At 71.7% G+C, this 22,923-nt stretch carries 22 protein-coding genes; 9 read left to right on the top strand and 13 right to left on the bottom strand.

Annotation, left to right across the window (positions count from 1 at the left end; genetic code table 11):
- Nucleotides 1-118 precede the first annotated feature (118 nt).
- From MHW47_RS15350 to MHW47_RS15335, 4 genes are all read left to right on the top strand, one after another.
- On the top strand, nucleotides 119-601 hold the full coding sequence (locus MHW47_RS15350) for a nuclear transport factor 2 family protein (RefSeq protein ID WP_239223709.1): 483 nt from the start codon (nucleotides 119-121) through the stop codon (nucleotides 599-601).
- Nucleotides 602-822: 221 nt separating this feature from the next.
- Entirely contained in the window at nucleotides 823-1,182 is a 360-nt protein-coding gene (gene folB / locus MHW47_RS15345; protein ID WP_239223708.1) for a dihydroneopterin aldolase, read from the top strand.
- Nucleotides 1,179-1,790 carry a 2-amino-4-hydroxy-6-hydroxymethyldihydropteridine diphosphokinase gene (gene folK / locus MHW47_RS15340; protein ID WP_239223707.1) on the top strand — a complete coding sequence of 204 codons (612 nt, stop codon included), beginning with the start codon at nucleotides 1,179-1,181 and terminating at the stop codon, nucleotides 1,788-1,790. Before folB ends, folK begins: the two co-directional genes overlap by 4 nt.
- 59 nt (nucleotides 1,791-1,849) lie before the next feature.
- Nucleotides 1,850-2,335, top strand: coding sequence for a DUF3180 domain-containing protein (locus tag MHW47_RS15335; RefSeq protein ID WP_239223706.1), 486 nt, complete (start codon nucleotides 1,850-1,852; stop codon nucleotides 2,333-2,335).
- 28 nt (nucleotides 2,336-2,363) lie between these two features.
- Here MHW47_RS15335 and folE read toward each other — a convergent pair whose 3' ends face one another.
- From folE to dacB, 6 genes are all read right to left on the bottom strand, one after another.
- Entirely contained in the window at nucleotides 2,364-2,969 is a 606-nt protein-coding gene (gene folE, locus MHW47_RS15330) for a GTP cyclohydrolase I FolE (RefSeq protein ID WP_239223704.1), read from the bottom strand.
- 150 nt (nucleotides 2,970-3,119) lie between these two features.
- A complete protein-coding gene (ftsH, locus tag MHW47_RS15325; protein WP_239223702.1) occupies nucleotides 3,120-5,147 on the bottom strand; it encodes an ATP-dependent zinc metalloprotease FtsH in 2,028 nt (675 codons plus the stop codon).
- Between the two features lie 195 nt (nucleotides 5,148-5,342).
- A complete protein-coding gene (gene hpt / locus MHW47_RS15320) occupies nucleotides 5,343-5,882 on the bottom strand; it encodes a hypoxanthine phosphoribosyltransferase (protein WP_037777945.1) in 540 nt (179 codons plus the stop codon).
- A 102-nt stretch (nucleotides 5,883-5,984) separates the two neighbouring features.
- Nucleotides 5,985-7,061: a tRNA lysidine(34) synthetase TilS gene (gene tilS / locus MHW47_RS15315; protein ID WP_239223700.1), complete on the bottom strand. Its 1,077-nt coding sequence runs from the start codon at nucleotides 7,059-7,061 to the stop codon at nucleotides 5,985-5,987.
- A 190-nt stretch (nucleotides 7,062-7,251) separates the two neighbouring features.
- A complete protein-coding gene (locus MHW47_RS15310) occupies nucleotides 7,252-8,385 on the bottom strand; it encodes a zinc-dependent metalloprotease (protein WP_239223698.1) in 1,134 nt (377 codons plus the stop codon).
- A gap of 49 nt (nucleotides 8,386-8,434) precedes the next feature.
- On the bottom strand, nucleotides 8,435-9,922 hold the full coding sequence (gene dacB / locus MHW47_RS15305) for a D-alanyl-D-alanine carboxypeptidase/D-alanyl-D-alanine-endopeptidase (protein WP_239223696.1): 1,488 nt from the start codon (nucleotides 9,920-9,922) through the stop codon (nucleotides 8,435-8,437).
- Between the two features lie 86 nt (nucleotides 9,923-10,008).
- Between dacB and MHW47_RS15300 the strand changes: the two genes are divergently transcribed.
- Nucleotides 10,009-10,503, top strand: a complete 495-nt coding sequence (locus MHW47_RS15300) for an inorganic diphosphatase (protein WP_111330089.1) — start codon at nucleotides 10,009-10,011, stop codon at nucleotides 10,501-10,503.
- A gap of 140 nt (nucleotides 10,504-10,643) precedes the next feature.
- On the top strand, nucleotides 10,644-12,341 hold the full coding sequence (locus MHW47_RS15295; RefSeq protein WP_239223694.1) for a threonine/serine exporter ThrE family protein: 1,698 nt from the start codon (nucleotides 10,644-10,646) through the stop codon (nucleotides 12,339-12,341).
- Between the two features lie 15 nt (nucleotides 12,342-12,356).
- On the opposite strand, the gene MHW47_RS15290 is transcribed toward MHW47_RS15295, so the two are convergent.
- On the bottom strand, nucleotides 12,357-13,061 hold the full coding sequence (locus tag MHW47_RS15290) for a DedA family protein (protein WP_239223692.1): 705 nt from the start codon (nucleotides 13,059-13,061) through the stop codon (nucleotides 12,357-12,359).
- Nucleotides 13,062-13,290: 229 nt separating this feature from the next.
- Here MHW47_RS15290 and MHW47_RS15285 point away from each other — a divergent pair, with 229 nt between their 5' ends.
- Together MHW47_RS15285 and MHW47_RS15280 are read left to right on the top strand one after the other, a co-directional pair.
- Nucleotides 13,291-14,562 (top strand): ion channel protein, encoded by a 1,272-nt coding sequence (locus MHW47_RS15285; protein WP_239223691.1) that lies wholly within the window; start codon nucleotides 13,291-13,293, stop codon nucleotides 14,560-14,562.
- A 152-nt stretch (nucleotides 14,563-14,714) separates the two neighbouring features.
- On the top strand, nucleotides 14,715-16,139 hold the full coding sequence (locus tag MHW47_RS15280) for a glutamate decarboxylase (protein ID WP_239223690.1): 1,425 nt from the start codon (nucleotides 14,715-14,717) through the stop codon (nucleotides 16,137-16,139).
- 4 nt (nucleotides 16,140-16,143) lie between these two features.
- On the opposite strand, the gene MHW47_RS15275 is transcribed toward MHW47_RS15280, so the two are convergent.
- The 5 genes from MHW47_RS15275 to MHW47_RS15255 all read right to left on the bottom strand — a co-directional run bounded on the left by MHW47_RS15275 (nucleotide 16,144) and on the right by MHW47_RS15255 (nucleotide 21,219).
- Nucleotides 16,144-16,929 carry an ABC transporter permease gene (locus tag MHW47_RS15275; RefSeq protein ID WP_239223689.1) on the bottom strand — a complete coding sequence of 262 codons (786 nt, stop codon included), beginning with the start codon at nucleotides 16,927-16,929 and terminating at the stop codon, nucleotides 16,144-16,146.
- Nucleotides 16,926-17,870 (bottom strand): ATP-binding cassette domain-containing protein, encoded by a 945-nt coding sequence (locus tag MHW47_RS15270; RefSeq protein WP_239223688.1) that lies wholly within the window; start codon nucleotides 17,868-17,870, stop codon nucleotides 16,926-16,928. Before MHW47_RS15270 ends, MHW47_RS15275 begins: the two co-directional genes overlap by 4 nt.
- A 90-nt stretch (nucleotides 17,871-17,960) precedes the next feature.
- Entirely contained in the window at nucleotides 17,961-18,602 is a 642-nt protein-coding gene (locus MHW47_RS15265; RefSeq protein ID WP_239223687.1) for a PadR family transcriptional regulator, read from the bottom strand.
- A gap of 220 nt (nucleotides 18,603-18,822) precedes the next feature.
- Nucleotides 18,823-20,280 carry an aldehyde dehydrogenase family protein gene (locus tag MHW47_RS15260; protein WP_239223686.1) on the bottom strand — a complete coding sequence of 486 codons (1,458 nt, stop codon included), beginning with the start codon at nucleotides 20,278-20,280 and terminating at the stop codon, nucleotides 18,823-18,825.
- A gap of 57 nt (nucleotides 20,281-20,337) precedes the next feature.
- Nucleotides 20,338-21,219 carry a helix-turn-helix transcriptional regulator gene (locus MHW47_RS15255; RefSeq protein ID WP_239223685.1) on the bottom strand — a complete coding sequence of 294 codons (882 nt, stop codon included), beginning with the start codon at nucleotides 21,217-21,219 and terminating at the stop codon, nucleotides 20,338-20,340.
- A 329-nt stretch (nucleotides 21,220-21,548) separates the two neighbouring features.
- Here MHW47_RS15255 and MHW47_RS15250 point away from each other — a divergent pair, with 329 nt between their 5' ends.
- Entirely contained in the window at nucleotides 21,549-22,049 is a 501-nt protein-coding gene (locus tag MHW47_RS15250) for an ATP-binding protein (RefSeq protein ID WP_239223684.1), read from the top strand.
- A 106-nt stretch (nucleotides 22,050-22,155) separates the two neighbouring features.
- Here the strand turns inward: MHW47_RS15250 and MHW47_RS15245 are convergent, their stop codons facing one another.
- A complete protein-coding gene (locus MHW47_RS15245) occupies nucleotides 22,156-22,392 on the bottom strand; it encodes a DUF397 domain-containing protein (RefSeq protein WP_111330080.1) in 237 nt (78 codons plus the stop codon).
- Nucleotides 22,393-22,923: the final 531 nt, after the last annotated feature.

Below are 22,923 nucleotides of genomic sequence, written 5' to 3'. Positions count from 1 at the left end.
CGGCCACCGCCGCCGTCTCCGCGCTCGCCGCACGGGCCGGGGCCTGGGCGGTGCGCGTCCACGAGGTCCGGGCCACCGCCGACGCCGTGCGGGTCGCCCGCGCCATCGAGGGAGCCGCGTGACCGGGCCGCAGGACGAGCACGCGGAGGCCGCCGCCGACATCGCGGCCGTCGAGCAGGCCAACACGGCGTACTACGAGGCGATGGAGCGCGGCGACCTCGAAGCGCTGACGGCCGCCTGGCTGCCCGGCGAGGACCTGACGGTCTCCTGCGTCCACCCCGGCTGGCCGGTGCTCAGCGGGCGGCGCGAGGTGCTGCGCAGCTACGCGCTGATCATGGCGAACACCGAGTACATCCAGTTCTTCCTGACGGACGTCGGCGTCTCCATGACCGGCGACACCGCCCTGGTGACCTGTACGGAGAACATCCTCAGCGGCGGCCCCGCCGAGGAGGGCGCCTCGCTCGGGCCGCTCGTCGGCCAGCTCGTCGTCGCGACGAATGTGTTCCGGCGCACTTCTGACGGCTGGAAGCTCTGGTCGCACCACGGATCACCCGTACTGGCCGAAACAGGCGAAGAAGAGGACGAAGTACCCCCGTCCTGAGTCGGCCGCTGCCCCGGCGGGGCGCGAAAGAGGGCTCGAATGCGGGTCCGGCCGGATTGGAACCGGCCGCATCGGGGTATCAGCGGCTATCTGTTCCGTGCCCGAAGGCCCTCCCCCGCGGGAAAGGGGTGTCGGTGCGCGCGGGTAGATTCGAAATCGGGTACCCGGCCGACCGCACACGGCCCCGTGCCCTACGACCAACGACAGCAGGAGTGATTCGCGTGGATCGTGTCGCGCTGCGCGGCCTCAAGGCCCGCGGGCACCACGGCGTCTTCCCCCGGGAGCGGGAGGAGGGCCAGACGTTCATCGTCGACCTGGTGCTCGGCCTCGACACCCGCCCCGCGGCAGCCGCCGACGACCTGACGAAGACCGTGCACTACGGCGTGGTCGCGGAAGAGGTCGTGGCGGTGGTCCAGGGCGAGCCGGTCGACCTGATCGAAACGCTCGCGGAGCGCATCGCCCAGCAGTGCCTCAAGCACGACGGCGTCGAGGAGGTGGAGGTCGTGGTGCACAAGCCGGACGCGCCCATCACCGTCCCGTTCGACGACGTCACCATCACCATCACCCGGAGCCGAGCATGACTGCATTTTCCACCGAAGGGCAGAGCGACCCGACCGTACAGCCGGTGCCCGCCTCCGTGGTCGAGCAGGTGGACGCGGCGGACATCACCCTCTCCAACCCCAAACTCGCCGTGCTCTCGCTCGGTGCCAACCTGGGCAACCGCCTGGAGAACCTCCAGGGCGCCATCGACGCGCTGGAGGACACGCCCGGCCTCCGGGTCAAGGCGGTCTCCCCGGTGTACGAGACGGAGCCGTGGGGCGTCGAGCCCGGCTCCCAGCCGTCGTACTTCAACGCGGTGATCGTCGTGAAGACGACCCTGCCGCCGTCCTCCCTGCTGGAGCGCGGCCAGGCCATCGAGGAAGCCTTCGAGCGGGTCCGCGAGGAGCGCTGGGGGCCCCGCACGATCGACGTGGACATCGTCTCCTACGCCGACGTCGTCTCCGACGACCCCGTGCTCACCCTCCCCCACCCCCGCGCCCGTGAGCGCGCCTTCGTCCTCGCCCCGTGGCACGACGTGGACCCCGAGGCACAGATCCCCGGCGCCGGACCGGTCGCCGACCTGCTGAGCGGCGTCGGGCGCGACGGGGTGCTCCCCCGGACCGACCTGGAACTCCGGCTGCCCGAGTAGTCGTTAGGCTCTGAGCACACAGCACGACGGACCACAGGCGGCGAAGGGCGGCTCACCCGGTGAAGCAACTACGGCTCGGAGTCCTGGCCGGCCTCTTCGCCGCCGCCGGGGTCCTCTCCTGGGGCGGCGCCCGCCTCTGGGACTCCTTCGGCACCCTGCCCAGCGTGCCGCTGGCCGCGCCCATCGTGCTCGCGGTGATCGCCGTCGTCCTGCTGGCCACGGCCCTGTCCATCCGCGCCCGCCTCCGCGCCCAGCGCGAACGCCGTCCCGGCGCGAAGGGCGTCGAGCCCCTGATGGCCGCCCGCGCCCTGGTCTTCGCCCAGGCGAGCGCCCTCGTCGTCGCCCTGGTCGCCGGCATGTACGGCGGCACGGCCGTCTTCCTGCTCGGCTCGCTGGACATCCCGCCCCGCCGCGACCAGGCGGTCTACGCCGGCTTCGCGGTCCTGGCGGGCCTCGCGGTCATCGCCGCCGCCCTCTTCCTGGAACACGTCTGCAAGCTCCCGGACGACAAGGACGACGACCGCCCGGACGCGGCGGCGGCCTAGGCCGCCGCCGCTGCGGTGGGCGGGCCGGTCAGCCGGCCATGATGAGGCTCATGGCCTCGGCGCGCGTCGCGGGGTCGCGCAGCTGCCCGCGCACGGCGGACGTCAGCGTCTTCGCCCCGGGCTTGCGGATGCCGCGCATCGACATGCACATGTGCTCGCACTCGATGACGACGATGACCCCGCGCGGCTCCAGGATCTCCATGAGGGACTCGGCGATCTGCGTCGTCAGCCGCTCCTGCACCTGCGGGCGGCGGGCGTAGACGTCCACCAGCCGGGCCAGCTTGGACAGGCCGGTGATCTTGCCGCTGGTGGCCGGGATGTACCCGACGTGGGCGACGCCCCGGAACGGCACCAGGTGGTGCTCGCAGGTGCTGAACACCTCGATGTCCTTGACCAGCACCATCTCGTCGTGGCCCAGGTCGAACGTGGTCGTCAGGACGTCCTCGGGCCGCTGGTACAGCCCGGCGAATATCTCCTTGTACGCCCGTGCCACCCGGCCCGGTGTCTCGCGCAGGCCCTCGCGGTCCGGGTCCTCGCCCACGGCCAGGAGCAGCTCACGGACCGCGGCCTCGGCACGCTTCTCGTCGAACTCGCCGATCGCGGGCTGGGGGTCCAGCGTCACCGGGTCGGTCATCTGTGCCTCGTTCCTTGAGCTGTCACTGCGGGGGCATCCGCGCAGGTCTACGGAAAATGCCGCGCCCCCAACAGGCTAGAACCTGGGGGGCGCGGCATCCATTCCGGGCCCGGTGGGAACCCCGTGACGGGGAACACACCGGGGTGATGACTAGCTCTCGGGCCGCTCCTCGGGCAGCGTCTCCTTGGTGCTGGAGACGGAGTCCGCGACCGAGCCGCCGGCCGTGCTCGCACCGTTGGTGAGGGCCAGCTCCTTCGGCGAGAGGACCGGAGGACGGGTGGACGGGGTACGCCGGGCGGAGCCGGTCCACGCGGGGCGGGCCGGGCGCTTGACGATCGGGGCGAAGATCTCGGCGATCTCCTCCTTGCCCAGCGTCTCCTTCTCCAGGAGGCGCAGGACCAGGGTGTCCAGCACGTCGCGGTTCTCGACGAGGATCTCCCACGCGTCGTTGTGGGCGGTCTCGATGAGCTTCTTGACCTCTTCGTCGACCAGCGCGGCGACCTCTTCCGAGTAGTCGCGCTGGTGGCCCATCTCGCGGCCCACGAACGGTTCGGTGTTGTCGCCGCCGAACTTGATCGCGCCGAGGCGCTCCGTCATGCCGTACTGCGTGACCATCGCGCGGGCCGTTGCCGTGGCCTTCTCGATGTCGTTCGCCGCGCCGGTCGTCGGGTCGTGGAAGACCAGCTCCTCGGCCGCGCGCCCGCCCAGCATGTACGCCAGCTGGTCGAGCATCTCGTTGCGCGTCGTGGAGTACTTGTCCTCCTCCGGGAGCACCATCGTGTAACCGAGGGCGCGGCCGCGGGAGAGGATCGTGATCTTGTGGACCGGGTCCGACTGGGGAGAGGCCGCCGCGACCAGGGCGTGTCCGCCCTCGTGGTACGCGGTGATCTTCTTCTCCTTCTCGGACATGATCCGGGTCCGCTTCTGCGGGCCCGCCACGACGCGGTCGATGGCCTCGTCCAGCGTGGCGTTGTCGATGAGCTTCTGGTTGCTGCGCGCCGTCAGGAGCGCGGCCTCGTTCAGCACGTTCGACAGGTCGGCACCGGTGAAGCCGGGCGTGCGCCGGGCGACGGCGCCGAGGTCGACGTCCGGGGCGACCGGCTTGCCCTTCTGGTGGACCTTGAGGATCTCCAGACGGCCCTGCATGTCGGGGCGGTCCACGGCGATCTGGCGGTCGAAGCGGCCCGGACGCAGCAGCGCCGGGTCCAGGATGTCCGGCCGGTTGGTGGCGGCGATCAGGATGACGCCGCCCTTCACGTCGAAGCCGTCCATCTCCACGAGGAGCTGGTTCAGCGTCTGCTCGCGCTCGTCGTGACCGCCGCCCATGCCGGCGCCGCGGTGGCGGCCGACGGCGTCGATCTCGTCGACGAAGACGATCGCCGGGGCGTTCGCCTTGGCCTGCTCGAAGAGGTCGCGGACCCGGGATGCGCCGACACCGACGAACATCTCGACGAAGTCGGAACCGGAGATCGAGTAGAACGGCACGCCCGCCTCGCCCGCGACGGCGCGCGCGAGCAGGGTCTTGCCGGTGCCGGGAGGCCCGTACAGCAGGACACCCTTGGGGATCTTGGCCCCGACGGCCTGGAACTTCGCCGGCTCCTGGAGGAACTCCTTGATCTCCTGGAGCTCCTCGACCGCCTCGTCCGAACCCGCCACGTCGGCGAAGGTCGTCTTGGGGGTGTCCTTGGTGATCAGCTTGGCCTTGGACTTGCCGAACTGCATGACCTTGGAGCCGCCGCCCTGCATCTGATTCATCAGGAACAGGAAGACGACGACGATGAGGACGAACGGCAGCAGCGAGAAGAGGATCGAGACGAACGGGGACTGCTTCGAGGGCGAGACGGTGTAGCCGTCCTTGATGTCGCCGCTCTCGAACTTCTTCTGCAGCATGTCGGCGAGCTGGACGCCCTGGTTGCCGATATAGCTCGCCTGGAACTTGCTGCCGGATTCGTCGGCCAGCTTCTGGCCGTCCTTCAGCTCGATTTTGATGATCTGGTCGTCACCGGTGGTGAGTTTGGCCTGGTCCACCTGGTTCTTGCTGATCGCCTGGATCACCTGGCCGGTGTCCACCGTCTTGTAGCCGCCGCCCGAGCCGACGACATTCATCAACACGACCACGGCGAGGACGGCCAGCACGATCCACATGACCGGCCCACGGAAGTATCGCTTCACGTCCATCCATACGGAGCGAAAGCCGCCCCGTCCCTCCTGCCCGTAGGTAAATGCTGCTGTGAGTAAAGACTGTTCTTCGGACGGTACCCCAGCATGGTCACCGGCGTCCGCCTCGGACGTACGGCAATCCCGCCTTCTGAGGCTCAACGGTGGAGTACCCGCCAGGGTTCCCGATACGCCCCGCGGCGGGTCCGCGCGCCCTCAGCCTCCGTATACGTGCGGGGCGAGGGTGCCGACGAAGGGGAGGTTGCGGTACTTCTCCGCGTAGTCGAGGCCGTAGCCGACGACGAATTCGTTGGGGATGTCGAAGCCGACCCACTTGCAGTCGAGCGCGACCTTGGCGGCGTCCGGCTTGCGCAGCAGGGTGCAGATCTCCAGCGAGGCCGGCTCGCGCGAGCCGAGGTTCGACATCAGCCAGGACAGCGTCAGGCCGGAGTCGATGATGTCCTCGACGATCAGGACGTGCTTGCCCTTGATGTCGGTGTCCAAGTCCTTGAGGATGCGGACGACGCCGGAGGACTGGGTACCCGCCCCGTACGAGGAGACGGCCATCCAGTCCATGGTGACGGGGGTGGACAGCGCGCGCGCCAGGTCCGCCATGACCATGACCGCGCCCTTGAGGACCCCGACGAGGAGCAGGTCCTTGCCGGCGTACTCCGCGTCGATCTTCGCGGCCAGCTCGACCAGCTTCGCGTCGATCTCTTCCTTGGTGAGGAGCACCGACTGGAGGTCGGTGCCCATGTCCTTCTCGTTCACCCGCGTCTCTTTCTGTGCCTGCCGGGTCCGGGATGGAGTCCCGGACACCTGCGGGACCGCTCGCCCTGCATGTCAGCCGCTCGTGCGTCAGCTCTGCCGGATGACCAGTCTGCCACCCTGGCGCAGGGCTTCGACGCGGCCGGGGAGGTTGATGGCCTGCTGGCCGCGCCAGCCGGTGACGAGGCGGTCCACTTCCTCGATGTGCCGGGCGAAGAGGGAGCCGGCCGGGGAGCCCGCCTCTATCACGGCCCGGCGCAGCACCCGGCGGCGTACGGCGGGCGGCAGCACGGACAGCTTGGCGCACTCCAGCCGGCCCGCGTCGTCGCGTACGTCACGTTCGGCCTCGGCGGCCCAGGTGTCGAGGGCGTCGGCATCGTCGCGGGAGAGCTGGGCCGTACGGGCGAGGGCTTCGACGACGCCTTTGCCGAGGGCCTTCTCCAGGGCGGGCAGGCCCTCGTGGCGCAGCCGGGAGCGGGTGTAGGCGGGATCGACGTTGTGGGGGTCGTCCCAGACGGGCAGGGACTGGGCGAGGCAGGCGGTGCGGGCGGTCTGCCGGTCGAGCTGGAGGAACGGGCGCCGGTAGCGGCCGGCCGGGCCGGAGGCGGCGGCCATGCCGGACAGGGAGCGGATGCCGGAGCCGCGGGCGAGGCCGAGCAGGACGGTCTCCGCCTGGTCGTCGCGGGTGTGGCCGAGCAGGACGGCGGCGGCGCCGTGGCGTTCGGCGGCGGCGTCGAGGGCGGCGTAGCGGGCGTCGCGGGCGGCGGCCTCGGGGCCGCCCTCGCGGCCGACGCGGACGGCGACGGCCTCGACCGGGCCGAGGTCCATGGCGGAGAGCCGGGCGGCGACCTCGGTGGCGCGGGTGTCGGAGCCGTCCTGGAGGCCGTGGTCGACGGTGATGCCGCCGGCCCGGACGGGGAGTTTGCGGGCCTCGAAGGCGAGGGCGGAGGCGAGCGCCATGGAGTCGGCGCCGCCGGAGCACGCCACGAGGACGAGGGGGGTGTCGGGGCGGTCGGGGAGTGCGCCGCGGCGGCTGCCCGCTCCGGCCTGGACGAGTTCGGGCCGCGCGGGGGCGCGTCCGGTCTGTTCGGCGTAGGCGTCGATGACGTCGTGGAGTACGCGGCGGACCGCCAGGCGTATCGCCGCGACCGCAGGATGGGGACCCATGTCCGGTGCCCTTCGTGAAGGTCTTCAGGGAGAGTCTCGGAGTGCCGGGACGGGAAGGAGTGCCGTCACTCAGAGTGCGTCGATGGTGACAGAGCAATGCCGTTCATCGAGCATTGCACGCCTTCCCATGCCCCTACGGTCCCTCGGATGGGTGATTACCGGCGCGTTGCCTTCGGAGCCGGGGGCGTGATCACGACTCTGCCTTACGGTGCACCCTCGCGATCCAGTCCTCGGGACGGGCGATCTCGGCCTTGGTGGGGAGCGTGTTGGGCGAGGTCCAGACGCGGTTGAAGCCGTCCATGCCGACCCGGTCGACCACGGCACGCACGAACCGCTCGCCGTCGCGGTACTGGCGCAGCTTGGCGTCGAGGCCGAGCAGCTTGCGCAGGACCTGGTCGAGGCGGCCCGCGCCGCGGGCGCGCCGCTGCTGGAACTTCTCGCGGATCTCGGCGACGGAGGACACCACGTCGGGGCCGACGCCGTCCATCACGTAGTCGGCGTGTCCTTCCAGGAGGGACATGACGGCGGTGAGCCGGCCGAGGATCTCTCGCTGGGCGGGGGTCTGGACGATCTCGACCAGGCTGCGGCCGCCGTCCTCGTCCGACTCGCCGTCGGGCCGGCCGCCGGCGACGGTCTGGACGGCCTCCCGCAGCCGCTCCAGGAAGGTCATCGGATCCACGTCGGTCTCGTCCAGGAACGACTGGATCTCGCCCTGGAGGTGGTCGCGGAGCCAGGGGACGGCGGTGAACTGGGTGCGGTGGGTCTCCTCGTGGAGCGCGACCCAGAGCCGGAAGTCGTGCGGGTCGGCCTCCAGCTCGCGTTCCACGTGGACGATGTTGGGGGCGACCAGCAGGAGCCGGCCGCCGCCCTCGGCGGAGGCGGGCAGGTCGCGGGTGGCCGGGGCGAAGGTCTCGTACTGGCCGAGGACGCGGGAGGCGAGGAAGGACAGCAGCATCCCGACCTCGACGCCGGTGACCTTGGAGCCGACCGCGCCGAACACGGCGCCGCCCGCGCCGCCGCCGCGCCGTTCCTCCATCTTGTCCAGGAGGGGGCGCAGCAGTTCGCGGAAGCCGGCGACGTTGGCCCTGATCCAGCCGGCCCGGTCGACGACGAGGACGGGGGTGTCCTCCGGTTCGGTTCCCTCGGGGATCATCCGGGTGAAGGAGCGGACGTGTTCCTCCGCCGCCTTCGCGTGCGCGCGCAGTTCCGCGACGACCGCGCGGGCCTCCTCGCGGCCGATCTCGGGTCCGGGCCGCACGAGGCGGGTCGCCGTCGCGACTGCGAGGTTCCAGTCGACCATCCCTGCACCACCGATGCTCGTCATGCGTCAACCGTACGTGCTCTGCCCGTGTCGCGGTGAGGTGTTGACGGGCTCATCGCCGGCCGGACCCGAGGGCTGTGGCGAGTTCGTCGAGGGCTTTCTGGGCCTCGGCGGGGGCGGTGGTGCCGGAGGCGAGGAAGGCGAAGGCGAGGAGCCGGCCGCGGGTGTCCACGACGGTGCCGGCGAGGCTGTTGACGCCGGTGAGGGTGCCGGTCTTGGCGCGGATGAAGCCGGTGCCCCCGTCCTCGGTGGTGTAGCGGCGGCTGAGGGTGCCGGTGAATCCGGCCACGGGGAGGCCGGTGAGGACGGGGCGGAGTTCGGGGTGGCCGGGGTCGGCGGCCCGGGCGAGGAGTCCGGCCAGGAGGGCGGCGGTGACCTTGTCCTCGCGGTCGAGTCCGCTGCCGTCGGCGATGTTCACGCCCTTGAGGGGGAGGCCGAGCTTCTTCAGCCGGGCGGTGACGGCCCGTCGGCCGCCGTCGAAGTCGGCGGGCTGCCCGGCGGCGATGGCGGTCTGCCGGGCGAGGGCCTCGGCGATGTCGTTGTCGCTGTTGGTCAGGGCGCGTTCGACGAGGTTAGAGAGCGGGGCGGAGCGGTGGGTGGCAACGGTGTGCGCGCCCTTGGCGGGGCGGCCGTGCGCGGGGGCGCCCTTGACGGTGACCCCGGCGTCGTCCAGGAACCGGGCGAAGGCGCGGGCGGCGTCGCCCGCCGGGTCCTCGGTGCGCGGGGCGGGGCCCTTGGTGGAGTCGTCCCGGCGGCCCTCGTCGACCATGAGGGCGCTCATGGGCGCGATGTTCTCGTTGGGGCCGATCGGGTGGTGGGCGGGGCCGGTGTAGCGGGAGGTGTCGTAGCGCAGGCGGACGGAGCGCGCCTTGCCCGTCCCCAGGGCGCGGGCGGTCTCGGTGGCCAGGGCGCGCAGGTCGGCCTCGGTGAGGGTGGGGTCGCCGCCGCCGACGAGGGTGACGGTGCGCAGGTCGGCGGAGGCGCGGACGGTGGTGGGGATGCGGTGGGCGGGGCCGAGGGCGTCGAGGGCGGCGACGGTGGTGGCGATCTTGACGGTGGAGGCGGGGGTCATGGCGGCTTCGGCGCCCTTGCCGTAGAGCCGTTCGCCGGTGGCGGTGTCCAGGACGACGGCGGCGCGCCGGCTGCCGAGCGCGTCGTTCCCCATCAGCGGGTCCAGGACGGCGCGCAGGTCGCGGTCGGGGCCCGCCGGGGCGTCCCGGGTGACCGTTCCCGCGGTGCCGAGGGCGTCGAGGACGGCGGGGGCGCTGGGGGCGGGGGCGGGGCCCCCGGGGTCCTTGGCGTGATGTGCGCCACCTGTGCGGGCGGCGACGGTCGCGCGGTCCCGCTCGGCCTTACGCTGACCCGAGTCCCAGGGGCCGGCGACGAGGACGGCGCCGGCCGCGAGGGCCAGTCCGGCGACGGCGGAGACGGCCGTGAACTGCCAGTTGTTCACGGGGCCGCGGACGCCGAGACGGGCCGCGAGACCCCCGTCCGGCCCGCCGGACGGTTCGGTCGACGGTCTTTCCACCGGCTCGGCCACCGTTGACCAGCCCCTTTCGCGAGCACACATCTGCGTGAGGGACACTTAACCACCAGTCGTATGTGTTGATCATGGAGGAGCCACCCGTGGAGTTCGACGTCGTTATCGAGATCCCGAAGGGTTCGCGCAACAAGTACGAGGTGGATCACGAGACCGGCCGGATTCGTCTGGACCGTCGGCTCTTCACCTCGACCAGCTACCCGGCGGACTACGGCTTCGTCGAGAACACCCTCGGCGAGGACGGCGACCCGCTGGACGCGCTGGTCATCCTGGAGGAGCCGACGTTCCCCGGCTGCCTCATCAAGTGCCGCGCGATCGGCATGTTCCGGATGACCGACGAGGCCGGCGGCGACGACAAGCTGCTGTGCGTCCCGGCGTCCGACCCCCGGGTGGAGCACCTGCAGGACATCCAGCACGTGTCGGAGTTCGACCGCCTGGAGATCCAGCACTTCTTCGAGGTCTACAAGGACCTGGAGCCGGGCAAGTCCGTCGAGGGCGCCGACTGGGTCGGCCGCGCCGAGGCCGAGGCCGAGATCGACGCCTCCCGCAAGCGCCTCGAGGCGCAGGGCGGCGCGCACTGACGTTCCGCTTCCGGTAGGCGGTCGGTGCCACGGGCGGTACACCTCGGGTGTGCCGCCCGTTTCGCATGCCCTCCCTTGGGCGTGACCATACTGGGCAGGAGTGCGGCCGAGGACGCGCAGCCGAGGAGGAGCGAGGTCGAGTGGTGGCGGAAGCGGGCGGTCCCGAGGACGAGAAGCCCCAGTCCGACGAGGCGCACAGTGCCTTCGCGCGGCCGGCCGGGACCGAGCCGCCCGCGGCGCCGCCCGAGGAGGACAGCCCGACGTCGGAGTTCGCCCTTCCGGCCGGGGTGACGCCCGAGCCCCCGGCGGCCGGTTCCGGTTCCGGTCCGGGTTCCGCTTCGGGGGGTGACACGGGCGGTTCGGCGTTCGCGCCGCCGAGCACGTACAGCTTCCGGGACTCGCCTCCGGTGTTCACTCCGGCGCACGGTATCCCGATGGTCAAGCTGACCGAGGAGGCGCCCTGGCAGGACCGGATGCGCACGATGCTGCGGTTGCCGGTGGCCGAGCGCCCGGCGCCGGAGCCGATCCAGCGGCACGACGAGACGGCCCCCGCGGTGCCGCGCGTGCTGGACCTGACCCTGCGCATCGGGGAGTTGCTGCTGGCGGGCGGCGAGGGTGCCGAGGACGTCGAGGCGGCGATGTTCGCGGTGACCCGCAGCTACGGGCTCGACCGCTGCGAGCCGACCGTGACGTTCACCCTGCTGTCGATCTCGCACCAGCCGTCCCTGGTGGACGACCCGGTGACGGCGAGCCGTACGGTGCGCCGCCGGGGCACGGACTACACCCGGCTGGCGGCGGTCTTCCGGCTGATCGACGACATCACGACGGTCGAGGGCGAGGTGTCGCTGGAGGAGGCGTACCGGCGGCTCGCGGAGATCCGGCGCAACCGGCATCCGTATCCCGGCTGGGTGCTGACGCTGGCGGCGGGCACGCTGGCGGGTGCGGCGTCGGTGCTGGTCGGCGGTGGCGCGCTGGTGTTCCTGGTGGCGATGGTCGGGGCGATGCTGGGCGACCGGCTGGCCTGGCTGTGCGCGGGGCGCGGGCTGCCGGAGTTCTACCAGTTCGTGGTGGCGGCGATGCCGCCGGCCGCGATGGGCGTGGCGCTGACGCTGACGCACTGGTCGGACGTACGGCCGTCGGCGGTGATCACCGGTGGGCTGTTCGCGCTGCTGCCGGGGCGGGCGCTGGTGGCGGGGGTGCAGGACGGGCTGACCGGGTACTACATCACGGCCTCGGCGCGGCTCCTGGAGGTCATGTACTTCTTCATCGCCATCGTCACCGGGGTGCTGCTGGCGCTGTACGGGGGGCTCCAGCTGGGTGCGGAGCTGAATCCGGAGGCGCGGCTCATCTCGCACGACCGGCCGGTCATCCAGATCCTGGCGTCGATGGTGCTGACGCTGTCCTTCGCGATCCTGCTCCAGCAGGAGCGGGCCACGGTCCTGGCGGTGACGCTGAACGGGGGTGTGGCCTGGGTGGTCTTCGGGGCGATGGCCCGTACGGGCGGGCTGTCGGCGGTGGCCGCGACGGCGGCGGCGGCCGGGCTCGTCGGCCTGTTCGGGCAGTTGTTCTCGCGGTACCGCTACACGTCGTCGCTGCCGTACATCACGGCGGCGATCGGGCCGCTGCTGCCCGGTTCGGCGACGTACTTCGGGCTGCTCGGGGTGGCGCAGAACGAGCTGGACCGGGGGCTGGCCTCGCTGTCCACGGCGGTGGCGACGGCGCTGGCCATCGCCATCGGGGTGAACCTGGGGAGCGAGATCTCCCGGCTGTTCATGCGGGTGCCGGGGGCGGTCGGCGGGGCGAACCGCCGCGCGGCCAAGCGGACGCGCGGCTTCTGACGGACGGGGTGGGGCTCAGCGCTTGGCGTGACGGCCGCCGCGGCGGCCGGTGGCCGGCTCCTGCGGAGAGGACTCGCCGCTCGCGGCGGTCCCTTCCTTCTTGCCCTTGCCGCGGGCGCGCAGGAATTCGATGATGATCGGCACGACCGAGATCAGCACGATGAGGATGAGCATCGCCTCGATGTTCTCGTGCACGACCTTCACGTTGCCGAGGGCGGCGCCGAGCAGGGTCACGCCGACGCCCCACAGGATGCCGCCGATGATGTTGAAGACGATGAACGAGCGGTAGTTCATCCGGCTGACCCCGGCGATGATCGGGGTGAAGGTGCGCACGATCGGCACGAAGCGGGCCAGGATCAGCGACTTCGGGCCGTGCTTCTCGAAGAACTCGTGGGCCTTCTCGACGTTCTCCTGCTTGAAGAGGCGGGAGTCGGGCCGGTTGAAGAGGGAGGGGCCGACCTTGCGGCCGAAGAGGTACCCCACCTGGTCGCCGATGATCGCCGCCAGGGCGACCAGGACGCAGACCAGCCACAGCGGGGTGTGCAGCTTGCCCGTCGTCACCAGCAGGCCGGTGGTGAACAGCAAGGAGTCACCGGGCAGGAAGAACCCGATCAACAGCCCGGACTCGGCGAAGACGATGACCAGCACACCGATCAGGCCGAACTGACCGATGAGATAGTCCGGGTCCAGCCAGCTCGGTCCGAGCGCAAGCGTATTCAAGGGTCCGGGCTCCATGATGAGGGATCGAAAGGCGGCTGCGTGGCCGCCCCAAGCTATCAACGCCCCGGGGCGGCCCCGGGTTCCACCCGTCTCTGTGACCGTTTACGCCCGGCGGCGCGCGGGTGGGCGGCCGGGCTCCGATGCATCGCGCCGGCGTGCGGTGCGAGCGCCGCCGAGCGCCTGCACCTTTTGCACGCTTTTACGGCTTTCGCATCGCTATGGTGTGGCGATGACGTCCGATTCCGCCGTCGCCGAGCCCGCGCCCGCCCGGCGGCTGCTCGCGCTCATCGTGCCCGCCCTGGCCGTCGGGGTGGCTTCGGCCCTGGTGCTGCTCGGAGTCAGCCTGCTCGCGGAGGAGTTGCAGGACGTCCTGTGGAAGACGCTGCCCGACGCGCTGTCCGTCGGGCGGTTCTCCTCGCTCTGGATGATCGTCATGCTCACCGTCACCGGCCTGGTGACCGGCCTCGTGGTCCGCGCGGTACCGGGCCGGGCCGGACCGGACCCCGCGACCATGGGCCTCGTCGACCCGCCGCTGCCGCCGCACGTGGTGCCCGGCCTGCTCCTGGTCACCGTCCTCGCCCTGGCCGGCGGCGTCAGCCTGGGCCCGGAGAACCCGATCACCGCCGCCAACATCGCCCTGGCCGCCTGGGCCGGCCAGCGGCTCGCCCCCGACGCGCCCGGCCGGCTGTGGCTCGGGCTCGCCGCCGCCGGCACGGTCGGCGCCCTCTTCGGCACCCCGGTCGCCGCCGCCCTGATCCTCACCGAGTCGCTGGCCTCCACGCCGGGGCCCGGCGCGCTCTGGGACAAGCTGTTCGGGCCGCTCGCCGCCGGGGCCGCCGGATCGCTCACCATGTCCCTGGCCGAACACCCCAGCTTCGACCTGGCGCTGCCCGCGTACACCCACGCCGGCTGGGGCGACCTGCTCTCCGCCGTCGTGATCGCGTCCGCCGGAGCGGTCCTCGGCCTCGCGGCGGTGTACGTGTTCCCGCTGATGCACCGCTGCTTCCGGGCGCTGCGGCACCCGGTGCTCGCCCTGACCCTGGGCGGCCTGGCGCTCGGGCTGCTCGGGGCGCTGGGCGGACACCTCACCCTGTTCAAGGGGCTGGACGAGGTGAAGACGATCGCCGCCGATCCGGACGGCTGGTCGGCCGCCGAGTTCGGCACGATGGCGGTGGTGAAGACGGCAGCCCTGGTGATCGCCGCGACCTGCGGGTTCCGGGGCGGCCGGATCTTCCCGGCGGTGTTCTCGGGTGTGGCGCTCGGGCTGTGCGCCCACGCCCTGGTGGACGCGGTGCCGGTGGCGCTCGCGGTGACGTGCGCGGTGCTCGGCGTGCTCCTCGCCGTCACCCGGCAGGGCTGGCTCAGCCTGTTCACGGCCGCGGTGCTGGCCGGGGACACGGCGCTGCTCCCGGTGCTGTGCGTCGCCCTGCTGCCCGGCTGGCTGCTGGTGACCGGCCGCCCGCTGATGCAGTTGCGCGAGGACGGTACGGCGATGCGCTGAGCGGCGGCCGGGGCGCGGGGCGGGCCGCGGTGTGCGGCGCCGGAGAGCCCCGCGCACCGGACGGACCAGCAGCGGGTGGCAGCCGCGCGGGCCGTCCGTATCGTCGGATTCGTCCGGTCTCGCGGGCGCGAGCCGAGAAGGGCAGGTCCGTGATGCCGCTCCACCGTGGCTCCGCGCACGAGGGCGAACCGTCCGCCGCGCAGCGCAGGCTGGCGCTCAACCCGTTCTACGGGGAGGCCGACCCGGTCGCCGGGATGGAGTCGGCGCCGCCCCGGCACCGGATGCCCGACGGACCGCTGCCGCCCCACACCGCGTACGGGCTCGTCCACGACGAGCTGATGCTCGACGGCAACTCGCGGCTCAACCTCGCCACCTTCGTCACCACCTGGATGGAGCCGCAGGCCGCGGTGCTGATGGGCGAGTGCCGCGACAAGAACATGATCGACAAGGACGAGTACCCGCGCACGGCCGAGCTGGAGCGGCGCTGCGTGGCGATGCTCGCCGACCTCTGGCACGCCCCCGACCCCTCGGCGGCCGTGGGCTGTTCGACGACCGGGTCCAGCGAGGCGTGCATGCTCGCCGCGATGGCGCTCAAACGCCGCTGGGCGGCGAAGAACGCCGACCGCTACCCGGCGACCGCCCGCCCCAATCTCGTGATGGGGGTGAACGTGCAGGTGTGCTGGGAGAAGTTCTGCACGTTCTGGGAGGTCGAGCCGCGCCTGGTCCCCATGGAGGGCGACCGCTTCCACCTCGACCCGCAGGCCGCCGCCGACCTCTGCGACGAGAACACCATCGGCGTCGTGGGCGTCCTCGGCTCCACCTTCGACGGCAGCTACGAGCCGATCGCGGAGCTGTGCGCGGCCCTGGACCGCCTCCAGGAACGCACCGGCCTCGACATCCCCGTCCACGTGGACGGCGCGTCCGGCGCCATGGTCGCGCCGTTCCTGGACGAGGAACTGGTGTGGGACTTCCGGCTCCCCCGCGTCTCCTCCATCAACACCTCCGGCCACAAGTACGGCCTGGTCTATCCGGGCGTCGGCTGGGCGCTGTGGCGGTCGGCCGCCGAACTCCCCGAGGAACTGGTCTTCCGGGTGAACTACCTGGGCGGCGACATGCCGACCTTCGCGCTGAACTTCTCCCGGCCCGGCGCCCAGGTCGTCGCGCAGTACTACACGTTCCTGCGGCTGGGCCGGGACGGCTACCGGGCCGTGCAGCAGGCGGCCCGGGACGTGGCGACGGGGCTGGCCGCGAAGATCGAGGAGCTGGGCGACTTCCGGCTGCTCACCCGGGGCGACCAGCTCCCCGTCTTCGCGCTGACCACCAGGCCGGAGGTGAAGTCCTACGACGTCTTCGACGTGTCGCGGCGGCTGCGCGAGCGGGGCTGGCTGGTGCCCGCGTACACCTTCCCGGCCAACCGGGAGGACCTGTCGGTGCTGCGCATCGTGTGCCGCAACGGCTTCTCCTCCGACCTGGCGGAACTCCTCATCGAGGACCTGCGGCTGCTGATGCCCGAACTGCGCGCCCAGCCGCACCCGCTGACCCGCGACCAGAACGCCGCCACGTCCTTCCACCACTGAGAGGTCAGCGGCCGAGCCGCGCGAACCTCCGCACCGCGAGCGGGAAGAACACCGCGAGCAGTACCAACGGGCCGAGCACCGCGAGGAGCTGGGCGTGGCCGGCCGCCCAGGAGCCGCCGTCCGCGCCCGGGTTGCCGCACAGCTCGCGCACCGCCGTCGCGGTGGCCGAGAGCGGGTTCCACTCGACGGCGGCGCCCAGCCATCCGGGCATCGTCTCCGGCGTCGCGAACACCGTGGACAGGAAGCCCACCGGCCAGACCAGGATCTGCACGGCCTGCGCGCGCTCCGGGCGCCCGGCCACCAGCGCGAGCAGGATGCCCAGCCACAGCATCGCGAACCGCAGCAGCAGGAGCAGCCCCATCGCGCCGAGCGCGGCGTCCGGTCCGTGGTGCCAGCGCCAGCCGACCGCCAGGCCCACTCCCGTGAGCACCACCAGCGCGGCCGCCGACTGGAGCATGTCCGCGGCGGCCCGGCCGACCAGCACCGCCCCGGAGGCCATCGGCATCGAGCGGAACCGGTCCACGACCCCCTTCTCCAGGTCGCGGGTGACCGCCAGCACGGTGGACTCCAGGCCGAAGCCCATGGTCAGCGCCAGCATGCCGGGCACCAGGTACTCCGCCGTGTCCCCCTCGACGCCGCGCCCGCCGCCGACCAGATAGGTGAACATCAGCAGCAGCATCACCGGGAAGGCCAGGCCCACCGCCACCTGGCCCGGCTGCCGGGCCCAGCGGGCCAGTTCGCGCCGGGTCATCGTCCAGGAATCGGACACCGCCCACGTCACCGCGCTCATGCGGCCACCTCCGTCTCGTTCCGGCCGCCCGTCAGGGTCAGGAAGACCTCGTCCAGGGTCGGGCGGCGCACCGCGATGTCCTCCGCCTCGATGCCCGCGTCCGTCAGCGCCCGCACCGCCGCGGCGAGCGCCGCCATCCGGTCCGGGGCCGGGGCGCCGACGATCCGGCGTTCCGGGTCGGTGACCGCGCCGCCGTCGAGCAGCGCGGCGGCGCGCGCCAGCTGGGAGGCGTCGCGCACGACGACGTCGATGCGGTCGCCGCCGACGCGGGTCTTCAGCTCGTCGGCCGTGCCCTCGGCGACCACCCGGCCGCCGTCCACCAGGGAGATCCGGTCCGCCAGCTGGTCCGCCTCCTCCAGGTACTGCGTGGTGAGCAGCACGCTCGTGCCGTCGCCGACCAGGGAGCGCACCGCCGCCCACACCTCGGCCCGGCCGCGCGGGTCGAGGCCGGTCGTCGGCTCGTCCAGGAACAGCACCTCGGGGCCGGTGATCAGCGAGGCCGCCAGGTCCAGGCGGCGGCGCATGCCCCCGCTGTAGTGGCGGACGGCCTTGCGGCCGGTGTCCGCGAGGCCGAAGCGGTCGAGCAGTTCGCCCGCCCGCGCCCCGGCCCGGCGGGCGCCGAGGTGGTGCAGCCTGCCGAACATCTCCAGGTTCTGCCGGCCGTCCAGCTCCTCGTCCAGCGCCGCGTACTGCCCGAGCAGCCCGATCCGGCGGCGGACCTCGCGCGGCCGGAGCCGCACGTCGTGCCCGGCGACCTCGGCCCGGCCCCCGTCGTACCGCAGCAGGGTCGCCAGGGCGCGGACCGCCGTGGACTTCCCGGCCCCGTTGGGTCCGAGCACCGCGTGCACGGTGGAGCGGGCGACCGTCAGGTCCAGCCCGTCCAGGGCCCACCTCCCCCCGTATCGTTTGCGCATTCCCTCGACCACGATCGCGTCCCGCACGGCCACACCCCCAGTAGTCAAACTTGACTAGCATCTCGAAGGTAAGCCATGTCCGGCCATTGGTCAAACTTGATTAGTCGCTACCGGCCGTCAGCCGGCGTCGCCCGGATCGGGGATGCCCGTCGCGTACGGGTTCTCCTCGCCCTCCGCGAGGACGCCGACGAAGGGCTCGCCCTCGCCCGCGAAGACGTACGCCCCGCCCTCGATGCGGGCGATCAGGCCGCGCGTCCACTCGGCAGCGGCGTCCGCCGAGTGGACCCAGTAGTTCATGACCTCGCCGATGTGGCCCAGCGCCTCGGGGCCGTCCTCCGGGAGGTAGTGCTCGGTGACGGCGGCGCGCCAGGTGGCGAGGTTCGCCAGCCGCTCGCGCAGCAGGGCGACGGCCTCCGCGCGCTCCAGGTCGACGATGAAGCCGATGCCCGCCGACAGGACGTCCATGCGCTGGTCGTACGAGGTCAGCGAGGCGCGCAGCAGGGCGAGGTACTCCTCGGTGCCGCGCTCGGTGATCTCGTACTCGATGCGCGGCGGGCCGCCCGCCGTGCTCGGGGCGACCTCGTGGGCGAGGAGCATGCCCTGCTTCGCGAGCTGCTTGAGCGCGTGGTAGACGGAGCCGGGCTTGGCGTTGGACCACTCGTGGGCGCCCCAGTACTCCAGGTCGTTGCGGACCTGGTAGCCGTGGGCCCGGCCGTGCTGGCGCACGGCACCGAGGACCAGCAGCCGGATCGCGGACATGCCCTCACCTCTCTGGTCAACCCGGTGACCAGCCTAGGGCCTGTCCGGCGGATCAGGGTCGGGGGGGGCGCGGCGTCTGGTGCGGTGCATCGCAAGGCGCCGGAGCGGCCTGATAGCGGAGCTATCCGGGCGTTTCGGCAACGCGGCGAGGTGCCGTGCCAGGCGTCGCGACCCCGGCCATGATCCGCCGGACAGGCCCTGACGGGAGGGGCGGGCGGGGTCAGAAGGGGAAGACGCTGCGGCCGTGCTGGACGGAGATCCACTTCTGGGTGGTGAACGCCTCCACCGCCGCGTCGCCGTTCATCCGGCCGAGACCGGAGTCCTTCTCGCCGCCGAAGGCGATGCCCGGGTCGTCGTGCACGGTGGAGTCGTTGACGTGGAACATGCCGCTGCGGATGCGCTGGGCGAACCGGACCCCGCGGCCGGTGCGGGCGGTGTGCACCGCACCGCTGAGGCCGTACGGGCTGTCGTTGACGATGCGCACGGCCTCGTCCTCACCGTCGAACGGGATCAGCAGGGCGACGGGCCCGAAGATCTCCTGGCTCAGGAGCGGGGAGCCCTCGGGCAGCCCGGTGAGCACGGTCGGCTCCACGAGGTTGCCGCGCACCCCGCCCCGTACCGGCGCCTCGGCGCCCTCGGCGATCGCCTGGTCCACCAGGGCGGCCAGCGCGTCGGCGTGGAACGTGTTGATGACCGGGCCGATGTGGGTGTCCGGCTCGCGCGGGTCGCCGGTCCTGAGGGCGGCCACGCGGGCGCAGAACTTCTCCGTGAACGCGTCGGCCACCGCGCGGTCCACGAGGATGCGGTTGGCGGCCATGCAGACCTGGCCGGAGTAGATGAATCGGCTGAAGACGGCGGCGTCCACCGCGTAGTCGATGTCGGCGTCGTCCAGCACCACCAGGGCGCTGTTGCCGCTGAGTTCGAGGATGGTGCGCTTGAAGAGGGCGCCCGCCGTCGCGGCGACGTGGCGGCCGACGCGGTCCGATCCGGCGAACGAGATCACGCTGGGCACTGGGTGCTCGATGAACGCGTCGCCTATCTCGGCGATGTCCGTGACGACGACGTTGAGCAGCCCGGCCGGCAGCCCGGCCTCCTCGAAGATCCGGGCGACCAGGCCGCCGCCGACGACGGGCGAGTTCTGGTTGGCCTTGACGACGACCGCGTTGCCGAGGGCGAGGGCGGGCGCGACGGACTTCATCGTCACCAGGAGCGGGAAGTTGAACGGGCTGATGACGCCGACGACGCCGACCGGCAGCCGGTAGAGCAGGTTCTCCCGGCCGTCCGCCGCGGAGGGCAGGACGCGGCCCTCCGGGGAGAGCGCCTGGCGGATGGCCTCCCGCAGGAACTCCTGGGTGAGGCTCAGCTCGTACTCGGCCTTGGCGCGGGTGCCGCCCAGCTCGTCGATGATCGCCTCGGTGATCTCACCGGCCAGCGACTCGGTGACCCGCAGGGCCCGTTCCAGGACGTCGCGGCGGCGGTAGGGGCTGGTCGCGGCCCACTCGCCCTGGGCGCGCTCGGCGGCGCGGTACGCCTCGTCCACCTCGGCGGCCGTAGCGATGGTGATCGCGGCGAGCTTCTCCCCGTTGAACGGGTTGAAATCGATGATGTCCCAGGAGCCGGTGCCCGTCCGCCATTCACCGTCGATGTACTGGCCGGCCAGCTCTTGGAAGAAGGACATGCGATCCCTTAACAACTCAGGTGCAGACTCCTGTGGGATCGTCATCCTACTGAAATTTCAGGAGAGTTGGAGAAGTCCTCGCAGCAGGTCACGACTCTCTTCCGGGCCGGGGCTGTCCTCGTGAAGACGCGCCATCGCCTTTTCGTACTGGGCGACGTCCTCGTCCTTGTCCAGATAGAGCGCACTTGTCAGCTGCTCCAAATAGACAATGTCCGACAGATCGGATTCCGGGAATCGCAGCATCGTGAAGGAGCCGCTCTCGCCCGAGTGGCCGCCGAAACTGAACGGCATCACCTGGAGCGTGATGTTGGGCTGCTCCGACATATCGATCAGATGCCGCAATTGCGCCCGCATCACCTCGCGGCCGCCGTACGGGCGGCGCAGCGCCGCCTCGTCCAGTACCGCGTGGAATCGGGGGGCGCGCTCGGAGACGAGCACCTTCTGCCGCTCCAGGCGCAGCGCGACCCGGCGCTCGATCTCGGCGGCCGGTGCTCCGCGCATGCCGCGGGCGACGACCGCGTGGGCGTAGTCCTCGGTCTGGAGCAGTCCGTGCACGAACTGGACTTCGTAGATTCTGATGAGCGAGGCCGCACCCTCCAGGCCGACGTAGGTCTGGAACCAGCCGGGCAGTACATCCCCGTAACTGTGCCACCAGCCCGCCACGTTGGCCTCACGGGCCAGGGCGAGCAGGGAGTCGCGCTCCGCCTCGTCCGTGACGCCGTAGAGCGTGAGCAGATCCTCGACGTCCCTGGCCTTGAAGCTCACCCGTCCCAACTCCATGCGGCTGATCTTCGATTCGGAGGCCCGGATGGAGTAGCCGGCCGCTTCGCGCGTGATGCCTCGCGAGTCACGCAGTCTCCTGAGCTGGGAGCCCAGCAGGATGCGCCGCACCACGGACCCACTCGACTCGCCTGCCGCCACTGGTCCAACCCTCCCCATCGCTTCCTGGCATCGGGGCTCCCCCTGAACCCCAAGTGCCGGATTCTGCCATCAAAACGCTTCAGCCCGTACTCATTCGATTACGGAAATGGGAAGAGCTTGGTAAGTCGGCGAAACGCGGCCCCGGAAGAAATGACCCGGAACGGGACGGCGCCGGACAGGTCCGGCGCGTGCACGTGCATCTGCCCTTGCATCTGCCCTGCGCATTCGGAACCATGGAGCCCGCGCACCTGCGTGCTCGTTCGTGTTGTGCCGCTGTTCCCCGGTACGCAGTACCGATACAGCCGCGATTCCCGGGAGTGCCTCGCATGGGGACGAATGGATCGACGATGCTCGAGCCGTTACGGCAGGGGCTTCCCCCCATCGATCCCTCAGCCGTCTCCGGATCAGCCACCTGCACACTGCCCGCCCGTTACGAGGCGGTGGGCGGCGCCCGGCAGTTCACCCGGTCGACCCTGGGGGGCTGGGGGCTGAGCGAGCGGTTCGACGACGTCGCGCTCGTCGTCTCCGAGCTGGTGACCAACGCGCTGCGGCACGCCCTGCCGGCCGACCCGCCGCGCGAGCCCCGGGAGCAGCCCGTGCGGCTGCACCTGATGCGCTGGACCTCGCGGCTGGTGTGCGCGGTGCGCGATCCGAGCCACGCGAGTCCGGTCGCCTCCGAGGCGGCGGACTCGGCCGAGTCGGGCCGGGGGCTGTTCCTGGTGGAGTCGTTCAGCGACTGCTGGGGCTGGCACCCGTCGCCCGTATTGAGTACCGAGAGCGTCGCGGGCACCACCGCGGCGCGAGGCAAGGTCGTCTGGGCGCTGTTCCGGCTCGGCGACCCGGTGTGACGGGGGGCGGTGCGACCGGCCGGCGCACCGCGTTACACACCGCCCGAGGGCCGAACACCGTGGGATCTCCCCGGTGTTCGGCCCTCTGTGGTGTACGGCCGGCGGTTCAGCCGACCAGATGGTCGAACTCGCCGTCCTTGACGCCGAGCAGCAACGCCTCTATCTCGGCCGGCGTGTAGACCAGGGCCGGGCCGTCCGGGTGGCGCGAATTGCGCATCGCCACTCCCCCGTCGGGCAGTTTCGCGAACTCCACGCAGGAACCCTGGGAGTTGCTGTGTCTGCTCTTCTGCCAGACGACTCCGCGAAGCTCTGTGGCCGCCATGCCGTTGTACACGTGGTGCACAGGACGCTCCCCGAGTTGCAAGGTGCAAGTGTCAACTGTCCCGGATCATAGCTGTGTTCAATTTCTGATGCATGAGCGGATGCACGAGCAGATGCACGTGCACGCGGGGTGGCGCCGCGATTACAGCTCTTGGGAAGAGAGACGGGGAAATAGCCGGATCGGCTCCCGATCACGCGAGTTGACCGCTCCCCGGGTGTCCGGATCCGCAGATCGATGGAGGCAGCCACTCGGACGGCCATTCCATTCACGGGGAAATCGACCCGTACGGGAACGCGCGAACCGGCGCGACACCGGCCACCGGGCCGCCGGCCGCGGCGGTGCTCACCGGTTGCGGAAGCGACGGGGCCGGGAACGAGCTGCCCGGGGCGGGGACGTCACGGCGTCAGGCCGCGCGAGAAGTCCTCCAGGGCTTCGAGCAGCAGGCCCGCGCTGTTGCGGACGAGCGGGGCGGAGCCCGGCCCCTCCGCCGCCTCGTGCTCCGCGCACTGCGCCTCCCAGCGCTCCAGCGCCTCCCGCACCGGCGTCCAGTCC

It is taken from the genome of Streptomyces sp. OfavH-34-F, from assembly GCF_022347745.1.
Taxonomy (GTDB): Bacteria; Actinomycetota; Actinomycetes; order Streptomycetales; family Streptomycetaceae; genus Streptomyces.
The sequence above is the reverse complement of the archived record's forward strand: the minus strand, read 5'-3'. Positions and strand labels throughout refer to the sequence as shown.

Excerpts from the sequence above, each read along its gene's own strand:
- folE (WP_239223704.1), bottom strand. The coding sequence starts at position 2,969 with ATGACCGACCCGGTGACGCTGGACCCCCAGCCCGCGATCGGCGAGTTC.
- MHW47_RS15280 (WP_239223690.1), top strand. The coding sequence starts at position 14,715 with ATGCCGCTCCACCGTGGCTCCGCGCACGAGGGCGAACCGTCCGCCGCG.
- MHW47_RS15275 (WP_239223689.1), bottom strand. The coding sequence starts at position 16,929 with ATGAGCGCGGTGACGTGGGCGGTGTCCGATTCCTGGACGATGACCCGG.
- MHW47_RS15285 (WP_239223691.1), top strand. The coding sequence starts at position 13,291 with ATGACGTCCGATTCCGCCGTCGCCGAGCCCGCGCCCGCCCGGCGGCTG.
- folK (WP_239223707.1), top strand. The coding sequence starts at position 1,179 with ATGACTGCATTTTCCACCGAAGGGCAGAGCGACCCGACCGTACAGCCG.
- MHW47_RS15255 (WP_239223685.1), bottom strand. The coding sequence starts at position 21,219 with ATGGGGAGGGTTGGACCAGTGGCGGCAGGCGAGTCGAGTGGGTCCGTG.
- MHW47_RS15265 (WP_239223687.1), bottom strand. The coding sequence starts at position 18,602 with ATGTCCGCGATCCGGCTGCTGGTCCTCGGTGCCGTGCGCCAGCACGGC.
- MHW47_RS15250 (WP_239223684.1), top strand. The coding sequence starts at position 21,549 with ATGCTCGAGCCGTTACGGCAGGGGCTTCCCCCCATCGATCCCTCAGCC.
- MHW47_RS15260 (WP_239223686.1), bottom strand. The coding sequence starts at position 20,280 with ATGTCCTTCTTCCAAGAGCTGGCCGGCCAGTACATCGACGGTGAATGG.
- MHW47_RS15310 (WP_239223698.1), bottom strand. The coding sequence starts at position 8,385 with ATGACGAGCATCGGTGGTGCAGGGATGGTCGACTGGAACCTCGCAGTC.
- tilS (WP_239223700.1), bottom strand. The coding sequence starts at position 7,061 with ATGGGTCCCCATCCTGCGGTCGCGGCGATACGCCTGGCGGTCCGCCGC.
- ftsH (WP_239223702.1), bottom strand. The coding sequence starts at position 5,147 with ATGGACGTGAAGCGATACTTCCGTGGGCCGGTCATGTGGATCGTGCTG.
- hpt (WP_037777945.1), bottom strand. The coding sequence starts at position 5,882 with ATGGGCACCGACCTCCAGTCGGTGCTCCTCACCAAGGAAGAGATCGAC.